The sequence below is a fragment of the uncultured Martelella sp. genome (assembly GCF_963677965.2).
Classification (GTDB): Bacteria; Pseudomonadota; Alphaproteobacteria; order Rhizobiales; family Rhizobiaceae; genus Martelella; species Martelella mangrovi.
In genome coordinates this window covers 2,501,808-2,521,595 of sequence record NZ_CAXXFM010000001.1, presented here as the reverse complement: position 1 = coordinate 2,521,595, position 19,788 = coordinate 2,501,808, and the positions used below count along the sequence as shown (strand labels likewise).

The 19,788-nt window shown below is 60.3% G+C and carries 16 protein-coding genes; 10 read left to right on the top strand and 6 right to left on the bottom strand.

Annotation, left to right across the window (positions count from 1 at the left end; translation table 11 throughout):
* Positions 1-56 precede the first annotated feature (56 nt).
* The 3 genes from sbmA to ACHZCU_RS11780 form a co-directional block, all read right to left on the bottom strand.
* On the bottom strand, positions 57-1,328 hold the full coding sequence (gene sbmA, locus ACHZCU_RS11790) for a peptide antibiotic transporter SbmA (RefSeq protein ID WP_319518928.1): 1,272 nt from the start codon (positions 1,326-1,328) through the stop codon (positions 57-59).
* Positions 1,329-1,457: 129 nt separating this feature from the next.
* Entirely contained in the window at positions 1,458-2,219 is a 762-nt protein-coding gene (map, locus tag ACHZCU_RS11785; protein WP_319518927.1) for a type I methionyl aminopeptidase, read from the bottom strand.
* A gap of 26 nt (positions 2,220-2,245) precedes the next feature.
* The gene (locus ACHZCU_RS11780; protein WP_106306419.1) at positions 2,246-3,292 is read right to left on the bottom strand and encodes an LLM class flavin-dependent oxidoreductase; all 1,047 of its coding nucleotides are present in this window, start codon (positions 3,290-3,292) and stop codon (positions 2,246-2,248) included.
* Positions 3,293-3,541: 249 nt separating this feature from the next.
* On the opposite strand from ACHZCU_RS11780, the gene ACHZCU_RS11775 reads away from it, so the two are divergent.
* From ACHZCU_RS11775 to ACHZCU_RS11735, 9 genes are all read left to right on the top strand, one after another.
* Positions 3,542-4,318 carry a 3-hydroxybutyrate dehydrogenase gene (locus tag ACHZCU_RS11775; RefSeq protein ID WP_106306416.1) on the top strand — a complete coding sequence of 259 codons (777 nt, stop codon included), beginning with the start codon at positions 3,542-3,544 and terminating at the stop codon, positions 4,316-4,318.
* Positions 4,319-4,351: 33 nt separating this feature from the next.
* Complete coding sequence (xdhA, locus tag ACHZCU_RS11770) at positions 4,352-5,815, top strand: xanthine dehydrogenase small subunit (RefSeq protein ID WP_319518926.1); 1,464 nt, start codon at positions 4,352-4,354, stop codon at positions 5,813-5,815.
* A gap of 1 nt (position 5,816) precedes the next feature.
* Entirely contained in the window at positions 5,817-8,162 is a 2,346-nt protein-coding gene (xdhB, locus tag ACHZCU_RS11765; RefSeq protein ID WP_319518925.1) for a xanthine dehydrogenase molybdopterin binding subunit, read from the top strand.
* 5 nt (positions 8,163-8,167) lie between these two features.
* Positions 8,168-9,004, top strand: coding sequence for a xanthine dehydrogenase accessory protein XdhC (gene xdhC / locus ACHZCU_RS11760; protein ID WP_319518924.1), 837 nt, complete (start codon positions 8,168-8,170; stop codon positions 9,002-9,004).
* Between the two features lie 97 nt (positions 9,005-9,101).
* Positions 9,102-10,343 carry a urate hydroxylase PuuD gene (locus tag ACHZCU_RS11755; RefSeq protein WP_319518923.1) on the top strand — a complete coding sequence of 414 codons (1,242 nt, stop codon included), beginning with the start codon at positions 9,102-9,104 and terminating at the stop codon, positions 10,341-10,343.
* Positions 10,340-11,650: a guanine deaminase gene (guaD, locus tag ACHZCU_RS11750; RefSeq protein ID WP_319518922.1), complete on the top strand. Its 1,311-nt coding sequence runs from the start codon at positions 10,340-10,342 to the stop codon at positions 11,648-11,650. Before ACHZCU_RS11755 ends, guaD begins: the two co-directional genes overlap by 4 nt.
* A 77-nt stretch (positions 11,651-11,727) precedes the next feature.
* Positions 11,728-12,876 carry an alpha-hydroxy acid oxidase gene (locus tag ACHZCU_RS11745; protein WP_319518921.1) on the top strand — a complete coding sequence of 383 codons (1,149 nt, stop codon included), beginning with the start codon at positions 11,728-11,730 and terminating at the stop codon, positions 12,874-12,876.
* A gap of 185 nt (positions 12,877-13,061) precedes the next feature.
* On the top strand, positions 13,062-15,398 hold the full coding sequence (locus ACHZCU_RS11740; RefSeq protein WP_319519787.1) for a glucose/quinate/shikimate family membrane-bound PQQ-dependent dehydrogenase: 2,337 nt from the start codon (positions 13,062-13,064) through the stop codon (positions 15,396-15,398).
* A 241-nt stretch (positions 15,399-15,639) separates the two neighbouring features.
* Complete coding sequence (locus ACHZCU_RS11735; RefSeq protein WP_106306395.1) at positions 15,640-16,242, top strand: superoxide dismutase; 603 nt, start codon at positions 15,640-15,642, stop codon at positions 16,240-16,242.
* Positions 16,243-16,297: 55 nt separating this feature from the next.
* Here ACHZCU_RS11735 and ACHZCU_RS11730 read toward each other — a convergent pair whose 3' ends face one another.
* From ACHZCU_RS11730 to ACHZCU_RS11720, 3 genes are all read right to left on the bottom strand, one after another.
* Complete coding sequence (locus ACHZCU_RS11730) at positions 16,298-16,930, bottom strand: riboflavin synthase subunit alpha (protein ID WP_319518920.1); 633 nt, start codon at positions 16,928-16,930, stop codon at positions 16,298-16,300.
* A 111-nt stretch (positions 16,931-17,041) separates the two neighbouring features.
* Positions 17,042-17,386 (bottom strand): TfoX/Sxy family protein, encoded by a 345-nt coding sequence (locus tag ACHZCU_RS11725; protein ID WP_106306389.1) that lies wholly within the window; start codon positions 17,384-17,386, stop codon positions 17,042-17,044.
* A gap of 4 nt (positions 17,387-17,390) precedes the next feature.
* Complete coding sequence (locus tag ACHZCU_RS11720) at positions 17,391-18,275, bottom strand: SDR family oxidoreductase (protein WP_106306386.1); 885 nt, start codon at positions 18,273-18,275, stop codon at positions 17,391-17,393.
* 284 nt (positions 18,276-18,559) lie between these two features.
* On the opposite strand from ACHZCU_RS11720, the gene ACHZCU_RS11715 reads away from it, so the two are divergent.
* On the top strand, positions 18,560-19,780 hold the full coding sequence (locus ACHZCU_RS11715; RefSeq protein ID WP_319518919.1) for an argininosuccinate synthase: 1,221 nt from the start codon (positions 18,560-18,562) through the stop codon (positions 19,778-19,780).
* Positions 19,781-19,788: the final 8 nt, after the last annotated feature.

Genomic DNA, 19,788 nt, shown 5'->3' with positions numbered 1-19,788 from the left:
AATAAGCCTGAAACGCTGCGGTTTGAAGTCGCTTCAACCGCAGCATTCCCTGACGGTCAGTCGGTTTGCGTATCGGCCACCGTACCGCCCGGTTCCTGATAATCCTCGCGGTCGATCTCAGGCAGGTCCATGCCGAAGATTGCGGCTTCAAAGGCCTTCAGACGTTTGTAGATCGAAATCAGCTCGATAATCGTCGTCCAGGACAAAACCAGATACTGGAACGAACTCGAAACCTGGCCAAAGGCCGTCAGGATCTGCTGAACGATGCCGTAGGTGATTTTCCCTGCGACCATGGTCGGCACGAGAATGAAATAGGCGAAGATGTTGTCGGCCTGAAGGTAGAGACTGCGGAACAGATTGAAATAGGTGTAGTGCAGATAGAGCCGGAAATAGTTGCGCCGCACATTGGTGAAAAGTTCGCGGAGCGTGATCGGATCGGCCCTGTCCTCATGATCCTCGCCATAGACCAGTTCCTTACGATAGGCGGCCTCAACGCGCTGGTTGCGGAATTCGAGCCCCGGCAACTTGATGCCGACGACCGCAAGCAGCACCGTGCCGAACAGCGACCAGAAGATCGCCGCATTGAAAAGCGGCGCGGGAATTTCGCCGATGATCGGCAGATGCGTCACATAGCCCGAGAGAGAGAACAGCACCGGCAGAAACGCAATCAGCGTCATCACCGAATCGATGATGGAAACGCCCAACCCCTCCATGATCGAGGCAAAGCGCATCGTATCTTCCTGCACACGCTGCGAGGCGCCCTCGATGTGGCGGACCCGATCCCACATGCCGGTGTAGTAGTCATTCATCGCTGTGCGCCAGCGGAAGATATAGTGGCTGATGAAGAAGCGCGACACGATGAAGATGATGATGCTGAGCGAGGTGATCTGGAAGAAGACCAGCATCAGGGAATAGAAATCGCCCTCGGTAATGCCCTGATTGCCCTCAAGCGCCGCCTGCAGCGTATCCCCGAAAGGCCGCCGCCAGTTGTTGATCGCGACCGAAATCTGCACCGAGAAATAGGTGACAAAGATGATCAGCGACGAGCCCCAGACCGACCAGGCCTGCCATTTGTGATTATCGCCGAAAAACCACCAGAAAATACCGAAGATGACCGTGAAAACCGCGTAGTAGATATAAAACCAGAGGAAATCCGGCGCGACGAAATGGGCAAGCCCGATCGGCTGTTCGCCTTGCGGATAGGGCGCAAAGCCCATACTGACCCCGACCTCCCGCATGACCGTGTACCAGAGCAGGATCCCCAGGAGAGACCATAAGACAGCAGAGGCAAAAAACAGTTTGGGCTTTGGAAAAAACGACTGAAACAAGGAGCTGGCCTTCCGAAAAAGCGCGCTAAAAAAGGGTTTCTACGCCCATCTATGGCAAAAACCGTTCAAAAGAGAAATTAAACATTGTTCAGGTGGGCGGAAGCATTGTGCATCGCAACCTGTAAAAGATCATCGTTCGCCGTCGGGAAGCGTCAGCACAACCGGTCCGTTACGCGTTGCAACCAGCGTGTGTTCGAATTGCACCGTGAGCGCCTGCGGGATGGAGTAGAGCACCCAGTCCTGATCTTCCTCTTCCTCGGCAAACTCGCCGCCAAGCGACAGGAACGGCTCCACGGTGAAGACGTGGCCTTCTGCAATGCGGCGGCGTTCGCCGGGATCGGGCCAGGTGGAAATCTCGCCGGGCTCCTCGTGAAGCGAGCGGCCGATGCCGTGGCTTGCAAGATTGCGGATCAGCGAATAGCGGTTTTTCCTGGCAAAGGCGCCGACGGCATTGCCGATATCGGCAAATTCGCCGCCGGGTTTGACCTGGTTGATCCCCGTCCACATCGCCCGCCTGCCATCGCGGCACAGACGTTTGACCTTGCTGGAAACCGGCGGCACCGCGAAGGATGCGCCGGTATCGGAGAAAAACCCGTTCTTCTCGGCCGAAACGTCGATATTGACGAGGTCGCCGGCGGCAATCACCCGGTCGCCCGGAATCCCGTGGGCAACTTCCTCGTTGACCGAAATGCAGGTGGCGCCGGGAAACTGATAGGTGACTTCGGGCGCCGACTGTGCGCCATTGTCGTCAAGAAATTTGCGGCCGATCTGGTCGAGTTCGAGCGTGGTGATGCCGGGCTCCAGCGCCTTCGACATCACCTCGATTGCCGTCGCGCAGATGCGGCCGATTTCCTTCAGGGCCTGAAGTTCTTCTTCTGTTTTGACGATCATCGAGGCCCTTCCGCAGCTCTTGTTTTCTAAACCGGTTCACCATCGGCCAGCATTTCGCGCACCATCGGCGCGACTTTTGTGCCGAACAGCTCGATGGCATGCAACACTTCGCGTTGCGGCACAAGCCCGACAGCGAACTGAATCATGAACCGGTCGAGACCGAAGATACGCTGGTGCGCAACGATCTTCTTCGCCAGGTCCTCCGGTCCGCCGACAAACAGCGCGCCTTCCGGCCCCATCGAGGCATCGAACTGCGCCCGGCTTTGCGGCGCCCAGCCGCGTTCGCGCCCGAGCCTGTCCATGACGGCCTTTTGTGGCTCGAAAAAGATATCGGCGGCCTCTTCGGCCGTATCGGCCAGAAAACCGTGGACGGAAATGCCGCGCTTCAGCTTTGCCGGATCATGACCGGCCTGCTCGCCGGCCTGACGGTAGATATCGAACAGCGGCGCAAACCGGCGCGGCTGACCGCCAAGAATGGCGATGATCAGCGGCAGGCCGAGAAAACCGGCGCGTGCCATCGACTGCGGTGTGCCGCCGGCGGCAATCCACACCGGCAGCGGGTCCTGCACCGGGCGCGGATAAACGGCGAGGTCGTTCAGCGGCGCGCGGGTCCGGCCCGACCATGTCACCTTCTCGTTTTCGCGGATCTTCAACAGCAGGTCGAGTTTTTCGGAAAACAGTTCGTCATAGGCTTCCAGCGGATAGCCGAACAGCGGAAAGCTCTCGATGAACGAACCGCGCCCCGCCATGATCTCCGCCCGGCCGGAAGACAGCAGGTCGACGGAGGAAAACTGCTGGAACACGCGCACCGGATCATCGGAAGAAAGGATCGAGACCGCGCTCGTCAGCCGGATATTTTCCGTCACCGTCGCAGCGCCTGCCAGAACCGTGGCCGGCGAGGAGACCAGATAGTCGACGCGGTGATGTTCGCCGACACCGAACACATCGATCCCGACCGCATCAGCAAGCCGGATTTCTTCCATCAGGTCCTTCATGCGGCGTTCGGCTTCGCGGCCGCGATCAACGCCGTTTGCGGGATCGACATCGGCAAATGTGAATACGCCCAGTTCCATCAGATCGTCCTTTCGCGCCGGGTACGGTTTGCCCTGATATGGCGCATCGGGACATCCAAGTCACGGGATCGTGCGTTGCCGCTTTTGAAACGCTGTGTTCACACCCGCCGACAAGCCGCAACACCATTCGCCGCAATCGGTGCATTTCTTTGGCCTGCCGCCGCATGCAGGCAATTGCATGGCTTCCGGTTTGCGCATACCCTTTCTCGAAAATCACAAACAACAACAAACGGGAATGGCAGGACAATCATGGCACGCACTGTAGTGGTGACCGGCTCGACAAGCGGCATCGGCCTCGGCATCGCCGAAGGCTTTGCCAAAGAGGGCGACAATCTCGTCATCAACGGTTTCGGAACGGAAGAAGCCATCAACCAGGCCGTCGAGCGCATCGGCAGCATCGGCGACGGCTCCGTGATCTATCACCCCGCCGACATGACCAAGCCGGACGAGATCGCAGACCTGATCGCCACCGCCGAACGCACTTTCGGCAGTCTCGACGTGCTGGTCAACAATGCCGGCGTCCAGCATGTCAGCGCAATCGAGGATTTTCCGCCGGAAAAGTGGGACCAGATTATCGCCATCAATCTGACAAGTTCCTACCACACAATCCATCATGCTGTTCCGCTGATGAAGAAGGCGGGCCATGGGCGGATCATCAATCTGGTTTCCGCTCACGGGCTGGTCGCCTCGCCGTTCAAATCCGCCTATGTGGCGGCGAAACACGGCATGATGGGGCTGACGAAAACGGTGGCGCTGGAGCTTGCCCGCGACAACATCACGGTCAACGCCATCTGTCCCGGCTATGTGCTCACCCCGCTGGTGGAAAAACAGATCCCGGATACCGCAAAGGCACGCGGCCTGACGGAAGAACAGGTGAAGACCGATGTTCTGCTCGCCGCCCAGCCGACCAAGCAATTCGTGACCGTCGAGCAGATTGCCGCCGCAGCGCTTTATCTTGCCAGCGATGCCGCCTGCCAGGTCACCGGCACCCATATTTCGATTGACGGCGGCTGGACCGCGCAATAACGCCGGCCTCCGGATATTTCTGAAGGAATCTCGATGACGATACGGTTCATCCTGAATGACAGGGAAGTGATGCGCGACAGGTTCTCGCCGTCGGAAACCCTGCTTGACTATCTGCGCCTGGAGCGACGCCTGACCGGCTCCAAGGAAGGCTGTGCGGAGGGCGATTGCGGCGCCTGCACGGTGCTTGTCGGCAGGCTGACGCGCGGCCGGCTGGTCTATGAGACGGTCAATTCCTGCATCCGCTTCACCGCCTCACTCAATGCCACCCATGTCGTCACGGTCGAGCATCTGGCGGCAAAGGACGGTGCACTGCACCCCGTCCAGCAGGCCATGGTGGACATGAACGGCTCACAATGCGGCTTCTGCACGCCGGGCATCGTGATGTCGCTTTATGCGCTGTGGATGGAAAACGACAAGCCCTCGCGGCGGGCGATTGAAAAAGCGCTACAGGGCAATCTCTGTCGCTGCACCGGTTACGAGCCGATCATCAAGGCGGCGGAGACGGCTTCCGCCACCCGCCCCGATGCCGCCTTCGATGCCATTGCGCGCGAACGCGACAGCGTCATGACTGAGCTTGCGGCGATGAAGAGCGATGAGACCATCACGGTCGGCGATGCGACATCGCGCGCCATCATTCCGGGCTCGGCCGCTGCCCTTGCCGATGTGCTTGCCGAATATCGCGATGCCACCATCGTTGCCGGCTCGACCGATGTCGGATTGTGGGTCACCAAGCAGATGCGCGCCCTCAACCCGATGGTGTTCATCAACCATCTGGAAGAACTGCAGACGATCACCGAAACGGAGAAAAGCATCATCATCGGCGCGGGCGTGACCTATACCGAGGCGTTTCCGGCCCTTGCAAAAGCAATCCCCGCCTTTGCCCGGCTGATCGACCGGATCGGCGGCGAGCAGGTGCGCAATATGGGCACCATCGGCGGCAATGTCGCCAACGGTTCGCCGATCGGCGACACCCCGCCCGCCCTGATCGCGCTCAACGCCACGCTGACGCTGCAATCTCAGAATGGCACGCGCTCGATCGCGCTTGAGGACTATTTCCTCGACTACGGCAAGCAGGACCGGCGGCCGGGCGAATTCGTGCTCAGCCTCACCGTTCCGAAGCCTGCCTTAGATGCGCATTACGCCGTCTACAAGGTCTCCAAGCGCCGCGAGGAGGATATTTCCGCGCTTTGCGGGGCGTTCTGTCTTCAGCTGACTGCCGACGGCACGGTTGAGAAAATCCGCATCGCCTATGGCGGCATGGCCGGCACGCCCAAGCGCGCGCCCCATGTGGAAGCAGCCCTTGCCGGCAAGCCATGGACTAGCGAAACCGTTGAAGCGGCGCGCCCCGCTTTTGAAAGCGATTACCAGCCGATGACGGATATGCGCGCGACCGCCGCCTACCGCATGCTGGCGGCGAAAAACCTGCTCTCCCGCCTGCTGCTGGAAACCGGCGGAAGCCCGCAGGAACTCATCCGTTTCGAGCGGGAGGAGGCGTAATATGGACAAGCAGACCAATGACGCGCTTTCGCCGAAGGCCGGGATTTCAGGCGGCATGCACGAGGCGCGCGTGCACGATTCCGCCCACAAGCATGTGGCCGGCACCGCTGAATATATCGATGACATTCCCGAACCCGCCGGCCTGCTGCATGTCGGCCTTGGCCTTTCCGATCGACCCCATGCGCGGATCACCGCCATGGACCTTTCCGCCGTGGAAAAAGCCCCCGGCGTGGTGACGGTGCTTTCGGCACGGGATGTGCCGGGCATCAACGACATTTCCTCGGGCGGTAATCACGACGAGCCGCTGTTTGCCAATGCGGAAGTCGAATATCACGGGCAGATCATGTTCGCGGTGATTGCCGAGACCCGGCATCAGGCGCGTGCGGCAGCAGGGCTTGCCGACATCACCTATGAGGACCTGCCCTATTGGACCAATGTGCGCGATGCGCTGGCCAATGATGCGCCCAATGTCATCACGCCGATGACGCTCAAGCGCGGCGATGCGCAGGGCGCGCTCAAATCCGCGCCCCGGCGGATCACAGGCGAAATGGAGATCGGCGGGCAGGAGCATTTTTATCTGGAAAGCCAGATCGCGCTCGCCATTCCCGGCGAGGACGACGAGGTTGCCGTCTGGTCCTCGACCCAGCATCCAAGCGAAATCCAGCATATTGTCGGCCATGTGCTCGATATCCCGTCCAATGCCGTCACCGTCTATCAGCGACGCATGGGCGGCGGCTTCGGCGGTAAGGAAACCCAGGGCAACGGCTTTGCCGCGATTGCGGCACTGGCCGCGAAAAAGCTGAACCGCGCGATCAAGGTGCGGCCCGACCGCGACGAAGACATGATGATCACCGGCAAGCGCCACGATTTCGTGGCGTTCTACGATGTCGGCTTCGACGATGACGGCGTTATCGAAGCCGTCGACGCGACCTTTGCGGCGCGCTGCGGCTTTTCCTCAGACCTTTCCGGCCCGGTGACCGATCGCACGCTGTTTCACGCCGACAGCTCGTATTATTTTCCCAACGTCCACATGGTCTCGCGCCCGCTGAAGACGCATACCTGTTCGAATACCGCCTATCGCGGTTTCGGCGGGCCGCAGGGCATGCTTGCGGGTGAGCGGATCGTCGAGGAAATCGCCTATGCGCTGGGCAAGGACCCACTCGATATCCGCAAGGCGAACTTTTATGGACCCAACGGCTCCGGCCGGGATGTGACGCCCTATCACCAGACAGTGGAGGACAATATCATCCTGCGCGTGGTCGAGGAGCTGGAGGCCTCGTCCGATTATCGCGCCCGCCGTCAGGCCATCATCGACTTCAACAAGACCAGCCCGGTGATCAAGAAGGGCATCGCCCTGACGCCGGTGAAATTCGGCATTTCCTTCACCATGACCGCCTTCAACCAGGCCGGCGCCCTCGTCCATGTCTATCAGGACGGCTCGGTGCAGCTCAATCACGGCGGCACGGAGATGGGCCAGGGGCTTTACATCAAGGTCGCGCAGGTCGTCGCCGACGTGTTCCAGATCGATCTCGAACGGGTGAAAATCACCGCGACGACGACCGGCAAGGTGCCGAACACGTCGGCCACCGCCGCCTCCTCAGGCTCCGACCTCAACGGCATGGCCGCTTACAATGGCGCGATGCAGATCCGCGACCGGCTGGTCGCCTTTGCGGCGGAGAACTGGAAGGTTGCGCCGGAGGAGATCGAATTCCTGCCGAACCGGGTGCGTATCGGAAAGGAAAAAATTCCTTTCCCGGACCTGATCAAGGCCGCCTATTTCGCCCGTATCCAGCTTTCAGCCGCCGGTTTCTACAAGACCCCGAAAATCCACTGGGACCGGGCAGCGGGCAAAGGCCGGCCGTTTTACTATTTCGCCTATGGCGCGGCCTGCACCGAGGTTTCCATCGACACGCTGACCGGCGAATATCTGTTCGACCGCACCGATATCCTCCACGATGCAGGCCGTTCACTGAACCCTGCCATCGACATCGGCCAGATCGAGGGCGGCTTCGTGCAGGGGCTTGGCTGGCTGACGACCGAGGAGTTGTGGTGGGACGACAAGGGGCGGCTGCGCACCCATGCGCCGTCGACCTACAAGATCCCGCTCGCCTCTGACCGGCCGAAAATCTTCAATGTGAAACTGACCGATTTTTCGGATAATATCGAACCGACCATCGGCCGCTCCAAGGCCGTTGGCGAACCGCCCTTCATGCTGGCGATTTCGGCACTCGAGGCAATCTCCATGGCCGTTGCCAGCATTGCCGACTACCGTGTGTGCCCGAGGCTCGACGCCCCGGCCACCCCCGAGCGCGTGCTGATGGCGGTGGAGCGGATGAAGAAGGCGTGAGTCCGATGAACGAGACCGCGACATTCCGGCGTTTTTTTCAAGAGCACCCAGCCTCCGTCATCGTCACGGTGGCTGAGGCCAAGGGCTCGACGCCGCGCGAGGAAGGCGCGGTGATGATCGTATCGAAGGACGCGATCTGCGGGACAATCGGCGGCGGCCAGCTTGAATATATCGCGATCGATCATGCCCGCCGCCTGCTGAGCGGACGTGATGCGCCGGACCGGCTGGATATTCCGCTCGGACCGGATATCGGCCAGTGCTGCGGCGGACGCACGGTTTTGTCCTTCGAGGCAGCCGATGCGCGAACCGTCGAAGCGCTGTTGTCTTCGCTCACCGCAAAGGCGCAATCGGCACCGTCGGTCTATGTCTTCGGCGGCGGCCATGTCGGCGTCGCACTCGCGCAGGCACTGGCCCCGCTGCCGTTCAATACCACAGTGATCGAGACGCGGCCCGACATGGCCGGGCCGTTGCCAGAGAGTGTGGCGTTGCGGCTTTCGCCAATGCCGGAAGCGGAGATTGCCCGCATGCCCGCCGGCAGCGCTGTCGTCATCCTCACCCACGATCACGCTCTTGATTTCCTGATCGCCACGGAAGCATTGAAACGCGATGATCTCGCCTATTGCGGCATGATCGGCTCGAAGACAAAGCGGGCAACGTTCATGCGTTACGCGCGCAAGGAGGGTCTGCGTGACGCTGCACTTTCCAGGCTGACCATGCCGATCGGCGTCGGTGTTGCCGACAAGCGCCCGGCGGTGATTGCCGCACTGGTTGCATCGGAACTTATCCACGACATTTGTGCCGCAAAAGCAGGCACGCTGCCCGCAGAACGGGCAAAGACCTGAAAAGGCTCGACGAATTTATCTTCTTTGCATTCCGGCACTTTTTTTTCGCACGGAAATTTCGCATCATTCCCGCATGTGATGATTGGGGGCACAATTTATGTTTGAACTGGCCATTTTCTGGGAATGGGCGCAATTTGCCGTGCGCTGGCTGCATGTCGTTACGGCGATTGCCTGGATCGGCTCGTCCTTCTACTTCATCGCGCTGGATCTGGGGCTGATCGCGCGTCCGGGCATGCCGGCAGGCGTAACCGGCGAGGAATGGCAGGTCCACGGCGGCGGTTTTTACAATATCCAGAAATATATGGTTGCGCCCGAGCGCATGCCGGAGCACCTGGTGTGGTTCAAGTGGGAATCCTACATGACCTGGGTTTCCGGCTTCCTGATGCTGGTGCTGGTCTATTACGGCGGCGCGGACCTGTTTCTGGTCAATCGCAGCGTCCTCGACGTCTCCGCGCCCGTCGCGATTCTGATCTCGCTCGCCTCGCTTTCGATCGGCTGGCTGTTCTACCACTATCTGTGCAAATCGCCGCTCGGCAAGCACACGGTCGGGCTGATGCTGCTGCTCTACGTGCTGCTGATCCTGATGGCCTGGGGCTATACCCATGTGTTTACCGGCCGCGCGGCCTTCCTGCATATGGGCGCATTCACCGCGACGATCATGACGGCGAACGTGTTCTTCGTGATCATTCCCAACCAGAAGATCGTGGTTGCCGACCTGAAGGCCGGACGCACGCCGGACCCGAAGCTCGGCAAGGAAGCCAAGCAGCGCTCGACGCATAACAACTACCTGACCCTGCCGGTCATCTTCTTCATGCTGTCGAACCACTATCCGCTGGCGTTTGCCACCACCTTCAACTGGGTGATTGCCGCGCTCGTCTTCCTGATGGGCGTCACGATCCGGCATTATTTCAACACCATGCATGCCAGAAAGGGCCAGCCCAACTGGACATGGCTGCTGACAGCGATCATCTTCATCCTGATGATGTGGCTTTCCACATCGCCGAAACTGTTCAAGGCCGAGGACCCGAACATGGCGGTCGCGCCCGCCTTCGAGAAATTCGCCGAGGATCCGCATTTCGCCTCGGTAAAACAGGTCGTTTCGACGCGCTGTTCCATGTGCCATGCGGCTGAACCCGTCTGGGAGGGTATCCATCGCCCGCCCTTCAATGTCCGTTTCGAGACGGATGCCGAGATTGCCGCCCGGGCCGGACAGATTTACCTGCAGGCCGGACGCAGCCATGCTATGCCGCCCGGTAACGTCACCAGCATGACGGATGAGGAGCGGCAAAAACTGGTCGCCTGGTATCAATCCAGCGTCAGCGGAAAGAAGGCTGAATGACACCACCACGCATATTGAGAGGCCGGCTTTTGAGCTTCAACCGCCGGCCTCTGTCCATCGCGGACACCGAGAGCTATGAGTACGAAGATGATGGCGGCCTGCTGATTTCAGAGGGCCGCATTTTAGCGTTCGGGCCATTTGAAACCGTCCTGCTGGATGCGCCGGACGGCACGGAGATCGTCGATCATCGCCCGAACCTGATCCTGCCGGGCCTGATCGACACCCATCTGCATTTCCCGCAGATGCAGGTGATCGGCTCCTATGCCGCCAATCTTCTGGAATGGCTGAACACCTACACCTTCGTCGAGGAACAGCGTTTCGCCGATCCTGCCCATGGCGCCGGTATTGCCGTCGCCTTCTTCGACGAGATGATCCGCCAGGGCACAACCACGGCCGTTGCCTATTGCTCCGTGCACAAGGCCTCCGCCGACGCCTATTTTACAGAGGCGACGCGGCGCAACATGCTGATGCTCGGCGGCAAGGTGCTGATGGACTGCAACGCACCGGAGGCGCTGACCGACACGCCGCAAACGGCCTATGACGACACAAAGGCCGTGATTGCCGACTGGCACGGCAAGGCGCGCAATCATGTGGTCATCTCGCCGCGCTTCGCGCTGACCTCTTCGCATGAACAGATGGACGTGACCGGGGCCTTGGCGCGGGAGTTTCCCGACCTCCATATCCAGACGCATCTTTCCGAAAACACCGCCGAGATCGCCCGCGCGCTGGAACTCTACCCGGAAGCGCAGGACTATACGGATATCTATGCGCGTTACGACCTCTTGGGCGCAAAGACCCTGCTTGGTCACGCCATCCATCTGTCCGAACGTGAACGCGACGTGCTGCACGAGACCGGCGCCGTGGCTGTGCATTGCCCGACCTCGAACCTGTTCCTCGGCTCCGGCCTCTTTCCCTTCAAGGAATATGAGCGGCGCGACAACCCCGTGCGCATTGCCGTTGCCACCGATATCGGCGGCGGTACCAGCTATTCGATGCTGAAGACCATGGACGAGGCCTACAAGATCCAGCAATTGCGCGGCGAACGCCTCAATCCGCTGGAGAGTTTCTTCTACATGACCCGGGGCAATGCCGAAGCGCTGTCGCTTTCAGACCGGATCGGCACGCTTGCGCCCGGCAGCGATGCCGATATCGTGGTGCTCAATGCCCGCGCCACACCGGCCATGGCGCTGAAAATGGACGTGGTCACCACCCTTGCGGAAGAGCTTTTCCTGTTGCAGACATTGGGAGACGACAGAGCCATTGCGGAGACCTATGTGGCTGGCTGCCCGCTGAAATCCGGATTATGACACCGGACACGAAAGCCGGTTGGCAGACACTTACCCATATGTAATAAAACAATTCATATTTGATGCGGGAGGAGCTCATGTTTTCAGATCCGTTGACCATTGCCGACCTGAAGAAGCGCGCGAAATGGCGCGTGCCGAAGATGTTTTTCGACTATGCCGACAGCGGCGCGTGGACGGAAAGCACCTATCGCGCCAACGAGGCGGATTTTTCAAAGATCAACCTGCGTCAGCGCGTGCTCGTCGACATGACCGACCGTTCGCTCGAAACCACGATGATCGGCCGCAAGGTTTCCATGCCGGTTGCCCTTGCCCCGACCGGGCTTTGCGGCATGCAGCACGCCGATGGGGAGATTCTCGCGGCACAGGCGGCGGAACAGGCGGGCGTTCCCTTCACGCTTTCGACCATGAGCGTCTGCTCGATCGAGGATGTCGCGGAAAACACCAAGGACCCCTTCTGGTTTCAGCTCTATGTGATGAAGGATCGCGGTTTTGTCGGCGATCTGATCGGCCGCGCAAAGGCCGCGAACTGCAGCGCATTGGTGCTCACGCTTGACCTGCAGATCCTCGGCCAGCGCCACAAGGATCTCGTCAACGGGCTGTCGACGCCGCCGAAATTCACGCCCAAACATGTCTGGCAGGTCGGCACCCGCCCCTTCTGGGCGCTGGAAATGCTGCAGACCAAGCGGCGCACCTTCCGCAACATCGTCGGCCACGCGCCGGCATCTTCCGATTTGTCCTCGCTTGCGACCTGGACGGCGGAGCAGTTCGACCCGAAGCTTTCCTGGTCCGATGTCGAATGGATCAAGGAGCGCTGGGGCGGGCCGTTGATCCTCAAGGGTGTTCTCGACGCAGAAGACGCGAAAATGGCGGCAAAGACCGGCGCCGACGCGATCATCGTTTCCAATCACGGCGGTCGCCAGCTTGACGGCGCGCGGTCCTCGATCTCGGTCCTGCCCGAAATCGTCGATGCCGTGCAGGGCGACATCGAAATCCATATGGATGGCGGCATCCGCTCGGGCCAGGACATTTTGAAGGCACGCGCGCTCGGCGCTCAGGGCACCTATATCGGCCGGCCCTATCTCTACGGCCTCGGCGCCATGGGCAAAAAAGGCGTCACCCGCGCCCTCGATATCCTCCGCAAGGAACTCGATGTGACGATGGCGCTCTGCGGCAAGCGCAATATCGAGGATATCGACCGGGATATCATTGCGAAGATCGGTTTCTGATCGCGTCCTTTCAAAATATCCCGGAACAATAACGCTCCGTCTCCGTTCCATTCAAAGATGTGTGCCTTGCCAACGGCGCATGCGTTGAACGGACCGGGGGACGGCGCGGACGCATCTGCTTGTGATTTACATTTTCAATTTCGTCCCCATCCCCCGGAAACAAGCTCCAGTTTCGGGAGATTTTCATCATGATCGTGCTGACAACACTGATCTTCGCAGCCATCGGCCTGTTTTTAGGCGGTGGCGGCATCTGGCTGATCGTGCTCGGCGGCAGCTGGTTTTATCTGATTGCGGGCGTTGCCTTTCTGGCGACCGCCTTTCTCATTTTCACGCGCAATCCCCTCGCCTACTGGGTTTACGGGGCAACCATTCTGGTGACGCTTGCATGGGCGCTGCTTGAGGTCGGTTTCGACTGGTGGCAGCTTGGCGCGCGCGGCGGGCTGGTCGTGCTTCTCGGCCTGTGGATGTTCCTGCCCTGGGTTCGCCGGCCGATCCTGCGTGACCAGTATGGTTTCCCCGAACAAAACCCCACCGCCCGCGGTGGTCCCTGGCCGCTTGCAGGCGCCGTGGCCCTGTCGATCATCGTTGCGGCCATTTCACTTTTCACCGATCCCCATGCGATCAACGGTTCGCTTCCCGGCATTCGCAACGCCGATGCGTCGGCAAGCGAGCGCGTGCCCGCCGATGAATGGCATGCCTATGGCCGCTCAGAAAAAGGCCAGCGCTATTCGCCGCTCGACCAGATCACGCCGGACAATATCGGTGACCTGGAACTGGCCTGGCAAATCCAGACCGGCGACATGAAAGGCCCGAATGACGTTGTCGAGACGACCTATGAAAACACGCCGCTGATGATCGGTGATACGCTTTATGTGTGCACGCCGCACAGCTGGGCGATGGCGTTTGATGCCAGGACCGGCGACCAGAAATGGAAGTTTGACCCGGAAGTCCCGGTCGATGGCAACCGCCAGCACCAGACCTGCCGCGGTGTCACCTATTATGACGACCCGGACTTGGCCGAGGGCGAGCGCTGCAAGACCCGTGTCTACCTGCCGACCTCGGATGCCCGCCTGATCGCGCTCAATGCCGAAGACGGCACGATCTGCGAGGATTTTGCCGATAACGGCACGCTGCATCTTGAAACCAATATGCCTTACAAGACGCAGGGCTATTATTATTCGACCTCCGCGCCTCTTGCCATTGCCGGCAAGATTATCGTCGGCGGCGCGGTCAACGACAATTATTCCACCCAGAGCCCGTCCGGCGTCATCCGCGCCTATGATATCGATACCGGCGAACTGATCTGGAATTTCGACACCGGCAATCCGGACCGGACCGCGCCGATCGGCCCGGACGAGACCTATACCAGGAATTCGCCGAACAGCTGGTCGGTGATGTCCGGCGACAGCGATCTGGGCCTCGTCTATGTGCCCTTCGGCAACCGCGTGCCGGACCAGATCGGCCTCAACCGTTCGCCCTCGGAGGAAAAATATTCTTCCTCCGTGACCGCGCTCGATGTCGAGACCGGGGAACCGGCATGGGTTTTCCAGGGCGTGCATCACGACCTCTGGGACATGGACGTGCCGGCCCAGCCGCCGCTTCTCGATCTGACGATCGACGGCGAGACCGTGCCGGCCCTGGTGATGCCGACCAAACAGGGCGAGGTGTTCGTCCTGAACCGTGAAACCGGCGAGCCGATCCTGCCGGTCACCGAGGAACCCGCACCGCAGGATGGCGGCCTTGAGGGTGAAAACCTTTCGCCGACACAGCCGGTCTCCGCGCTTTCCTTCAAACCGCCGAAACTGACCGGCAGGGACATGTGGGGCGCCTCGCTGCTCGATCAGCTCGCCTGCCGGATCAAGCTGAAGCAGTATAACTACGAAGGCCGCTACACGCCGCCGTCAACCAACGGCACGATTGTCTATCCCGGCAATTTCGGCACGCTGAACTGGGGTTCGGTGGCCGTAGATCCGGAGCGCCAGGTGATGTTCGCCATGCCGGTTTACATGGCTTACACCTCCACGCTGGTGCCCAAGAGCAAGCCGGGCGCGCCGACGCAGGGCATCAACTCCAACAATGGCTCGCCCTATGCGGTGGCCTTCACCACCTTGCTCGGCCCGCTCGGCGTGCCCTGCCAGGCGCCGCCATGGGGTTATGTTGCAGGTGCCGACCTGACAACCGGCGAAATCGTCTGGAAGCACAAGAACGGCACGATCCAGGACATGAACCCGCTGGGCCTCAAGATCAGGATGGGCGTGCCCGGTATCGGCGGGCCGATCATCACCAAGGGTGGCGTCGCCTTCCTCGGTGCGGCCATGGACAACTACATCCGCGGCTATGACCTGACGTCCGGCGAACAGCTGTGGGAAGCCCGCCTGCCCGCCGGCGGTCAGGCAACGCCGATGACCTACGAGACCAGCGACGGCACCCAATACGTGCTGATCGTGGCCGGCGGTCACGGCTCCGTCGGCACCGAGACGGGCGACTATATTCTCGCCTACAAACTGCCCGACGGCACCTGAAAAAACAGCCGCGGCAACGGAACAAACCATCCGCTGCCGCGTCTTGCGTAAAGAAAAACAATCGAGGCTTGATCCCGCGTGACATACGGCGGAAAATGTCGGCACACGCCAACGAAGCGAAGATTATTCCGATGCGCCGCGCGATAGTTTTGATAATTTTCAGGTTGTCCTGAAGGCGTGGCATCACTATCTATCGCACAGAAAGATTTCAGCCTCAGGCTACAAAAAAGGAGTATTGAAGATGGCTTTTGAACTTCCTGAACTGCCTTACGCTTACGACGCGCTCGCCCCCTACATGTCGGCGGAGACGCTCGAGTTTCACCATGACAAGCACCACAACACCTATGTGACCACCGGCAACAAGCTGGCGGAAGAAGCGGGCCTCGGCAACCTTTCGGTCGAGGACGTCATGGTCAAGGCCTACGGTTCCAACCAGCCGCTCTTCAACAACGCCGCTCAGCACTTCAACCACACCCATTTCTGGAAATGGATGAAGAAGGATGGCGGCGGCACCAAGCTGCCGGGCGCGCTCGAAAGCGCGATTTCCTCCGATCTCGGCGGTTACGACAAGTTCAAGGCCGATTTCATCGCTGCCGGCGTCGGCCAGTTCGGCTCGGGCTGGGCATGGCTCACCGTCAAGGACGGCAAGCTTGAAATCATGAAGACACCGAACGGCGAAAACCCGGTCGTGCATGGCGCCAAGCCGATCCTCGGCGTCGACGTGTGGGAACACTCCTACTACATCGACTACCGCAACGCGCGCCCGAAATATCTGGAAGCTTTCGTCGACAGCCTGATCAACTGGGACTATGTCCTGGAGCTCTACGAAGGCGCCACGAAGTAAGGCTGAAGCCTTTTTGCAGTTTTCGAAAGCCCGGCCATGCGCCGGGCTTTTTTATTCAGCGGCCTTTTTCCGCCAGTCCCGGCATTACACGCGCCACCGTGCGCTCGATCACGTCGACCAGCACCATGGTCTGGTGGTCCACTTCGATGTTCAGCCGGTCGCCCGCCTTGTAGCGGGGAAATGTCGTCTGGCGCAGGGTCTCGGGAATGAGGTTGATGGTGAACAGGTTTTCCTCCACCTCGGCCACCGTCAGGCTGCAGCCATTGACCGCCAGAAAGCCGCGCGGAAAGATATATTTCGCCCAGTCCTCCGGCACGCGAAAGCGGATATAGGCGCCGTCATCGGCCACGCGGATCTCTTCCAGCGCAGCCGTTGTCGCCACATGGCCGGCAATCGGGTGCCCGCCGTTTTCGTCCGTCATTTTGGCCGAGCGTTCGACATTGACATTCTGCCCCGCTTCCAGCGCGCCCAGATTGGTGCGCTCCAGCGTCGCGTTCATCGCATCGAAGGTGACGTGATCGCCGGCAATGCCGGTGACCGAAAGGCAGGTGCCCTCGATATTGACGCTGGCGCCAAGTTTCAGGTCGGCGAGAAGCTGATCCGTGAACGTGACGGTGAAGGTCTTGCCGCCGGGATAAACACTGACATCAGCGAGCGGACGGACGGCCTGAACGATGCCGGTATACATGGGGTCTGCACTCCTTCGAAAGATTGGCGTCAGCGATGGCGGCAATATGGTCGGCGGGAACGGTGAAGACAAGCCTGCGGGCCCGCACACACGCTGTCCACCTCTGCCGTTTCACGCCTTCGGCGGCAGCGAGAAGGCGTTTTCCAGCGCGATCGAAACCCATTCATCAAATATCGGATCGGCGCAGTCATCGGCATCAAGATAGTAAAAGCCGCTCATCCTGCGCCCGCCATGGATCATCGGTTCCGGCTTGCCAAGGCGGGCGGCCGCCTCGGCATTGTTCTTGCCGACGCGGAACAGAAAACGCCCTTCGCCGGCCTTGCTGCGGCTGGCAGCGGCGACCATGTGGCCGTTGACCATGAAGCAGAGGCCGCCGAACATCTTTTTCTCGCTGACGCCCTCCAGCCCCTCGAGCCGATGGCGCAGGCGGGCGGCAAGCGCCTCATCGATCGCCATGATTTCAGTCTTTCAGATCTTTAGGCGTTCCCGAGAGGAAGTCGAGGAAGGCATGGTAATAATCCGGATGCCAGCGTGACAGCGGCGGACGGTTTTCGACGATGTCGCCCATGGCCCAGATCATCCGTTTTTCGTCGGTTTCCCGGTCCACTTCGCCATCGGGGCAGAGAATATAGAAATCGCCTGCCTCAAGGCTTTTCAGCATGAAATCGACGGTCTGTTCCGGCGTCCAGGCGCCTTCCGGCTTTTCCGTGCGTCCGCCCGCCGTCAGCGGGGTGAACACGAAGCCGGGGATCAGCAGATGCGCCTCGACCTTGCAGTTTTCCCGGTTTCTCAGATCATGCTGCAATGCTTCGGTGAATGCCTTCACGCCGGCTTTGGAAACATTATAGGCCGGGTTGCCGGGCGGCGTGGTGATGCCTTGTTTCGATCCAGTATTGATGATCAGCGCCGGTTCGCCGTGCTTGATCATGCCGGGCGTAAAAATCCGCGTACCGTAGATAACGCCAAGCAGATTGACGTCGATGATCCGGTCCCATGCTATCTGCTTGCCCAGAATGCCGGTTTCGGGCTGGATGCCGGCATTGTTCATCAGCACATTGACCTTGCCGAAGGCCTGGGTTGCCGCACATTCCAGCTCTTCCAGCGCCGAAAGGTCGGAGACGTCGGCTGCATGCGCCAGTGCCTTCACGCCCTTCTTCTCGGCCAAGGCCGCCAGTTCGGCGCCCGCCACCTTCAGCTTCTCGCTTTTCATGTCGGCAATCATCACATTCATGCCGAGAGCGATGAAAGCTTTCGCCGCGGCAAACCCGATGCCCGAAGCGCCACCGGTGATAACGGCGGAATTTCCCGCTTGCAGCGCAGGATGCGGCGCGTTTTTCTGGCTCATGGTCTTCCTCCCATTGCATTTTTGCGGCAGTTTTCATGACAATACCGCCGAATTGCGGCCGCAAACCAGCCATTCGATCTCATCTTCTCACGCACGGCCGATCCCGTCCGAAGCATCCGTGCACCCAGACAAGACTGTTTTCGAGTTGGCAGGTCCTGTCAATCGGCAAAATTGCCCGGCAGAGAGACGAAAGTCGCGCAGAACACGGGTTTTCCTTGCGTGACGCGGTAAAGCCGCTAAAACGGCACGAAACATGCCAAACAGCAGATGGACTTGAACAACACATGGCAACGCACAAAGACGTCAAGAAGGTCGTGCTCGCCTATTCCGGCGGCCTCGACACCTCGATTATCCTGAAATGGCTCCAGACCGAATTCGGCGCTGAAGTCGTCACCTTCACCGCAGACCTCGGTCAGGGCGAAGAGCTTGAGCCTGCGCGCCTGAAGGCCGAACAGGCCGGCGTGAAGGAGATCTTCATCGAGGATGTGCGCGAGGAATTCGTCCGCGATTTCGTCTTCCCGATGTTCCGCGCCAATGCCGTCTATGAGGGCGTTTACCTGCTCGGCACCTCGATTGCCCGTCCGCTGATTTCCAAGCGCCTCATCGAGATTGCAAAGGAAACCGGCGCCGACGCGATCGCCCATGGTGCCACCGGCAAGGGTAACGACCAGGTGCGTTTCGAGCTTTCGGCCTATGCGCTGAACCCGGACATCAAGATCATCGCGCCGTGGCGTGACTGGACCTTCAAGAGCCGGACCCAGCTTCTGGAATTCGCCGAAAGCCACCAGATCCAGATCGCCAAGAACAAGCGCGGCGAAGCACCCTTCTCCGTTGACGCCAACCTGCTGCACTCCTCCTCGGAAGGCCGTGTGCTGGAAGACCCGGCCATCGAGGCGCCGGAATATGTGCATATGCGCACCGTCTCGCCGGAAGCCGCCCCCGACAAGCCCACGATCATCAAGATCGGCTTTGAAAAGGGCGATGCCGTTTCCATCAACGGCGAGCGCCTGAGCCCGGCAACGCTTCTGGCGAAGCTGAACGACCTTGGCCGCGACAACGGCATCGGCCGTCTCGATCTGGTCGAAAACCGGTTCGTCGGCATGAAGTCGCGCGGCGTCTATGAAACGCCTGGCGGCACCATTCTGCTGGCCGCTCACCGCGCTATCGAATCCATCACGCTCGACCGGGGTGCCGCGCACCTGAAGGATGAGCTGATGCCGAAATATGCCGAGCTGATCTATTACGGCTTCTGGTTCTCGCCGGAGCGCTACATGCTGCAGGCCGCCATCGACAAGAGCCAGGAACATGTCGAAGGCGAAGTCACGCTGAAGCTCTACAAGGGCAATGTCATCGTCACCGGCCGGGAAAGCGACAAGTCGCTTTACTCCGAAGCCCTCGTTACCTTCGAGGACGACCACGGCGCTTACGACCAGAAGGACGCCGCGGGCTTCATCAAGCTGAACGCCCTGCGTCTCAGAACGCTGGCCAAGCGCGACCAGGGCTGATCGGCCTT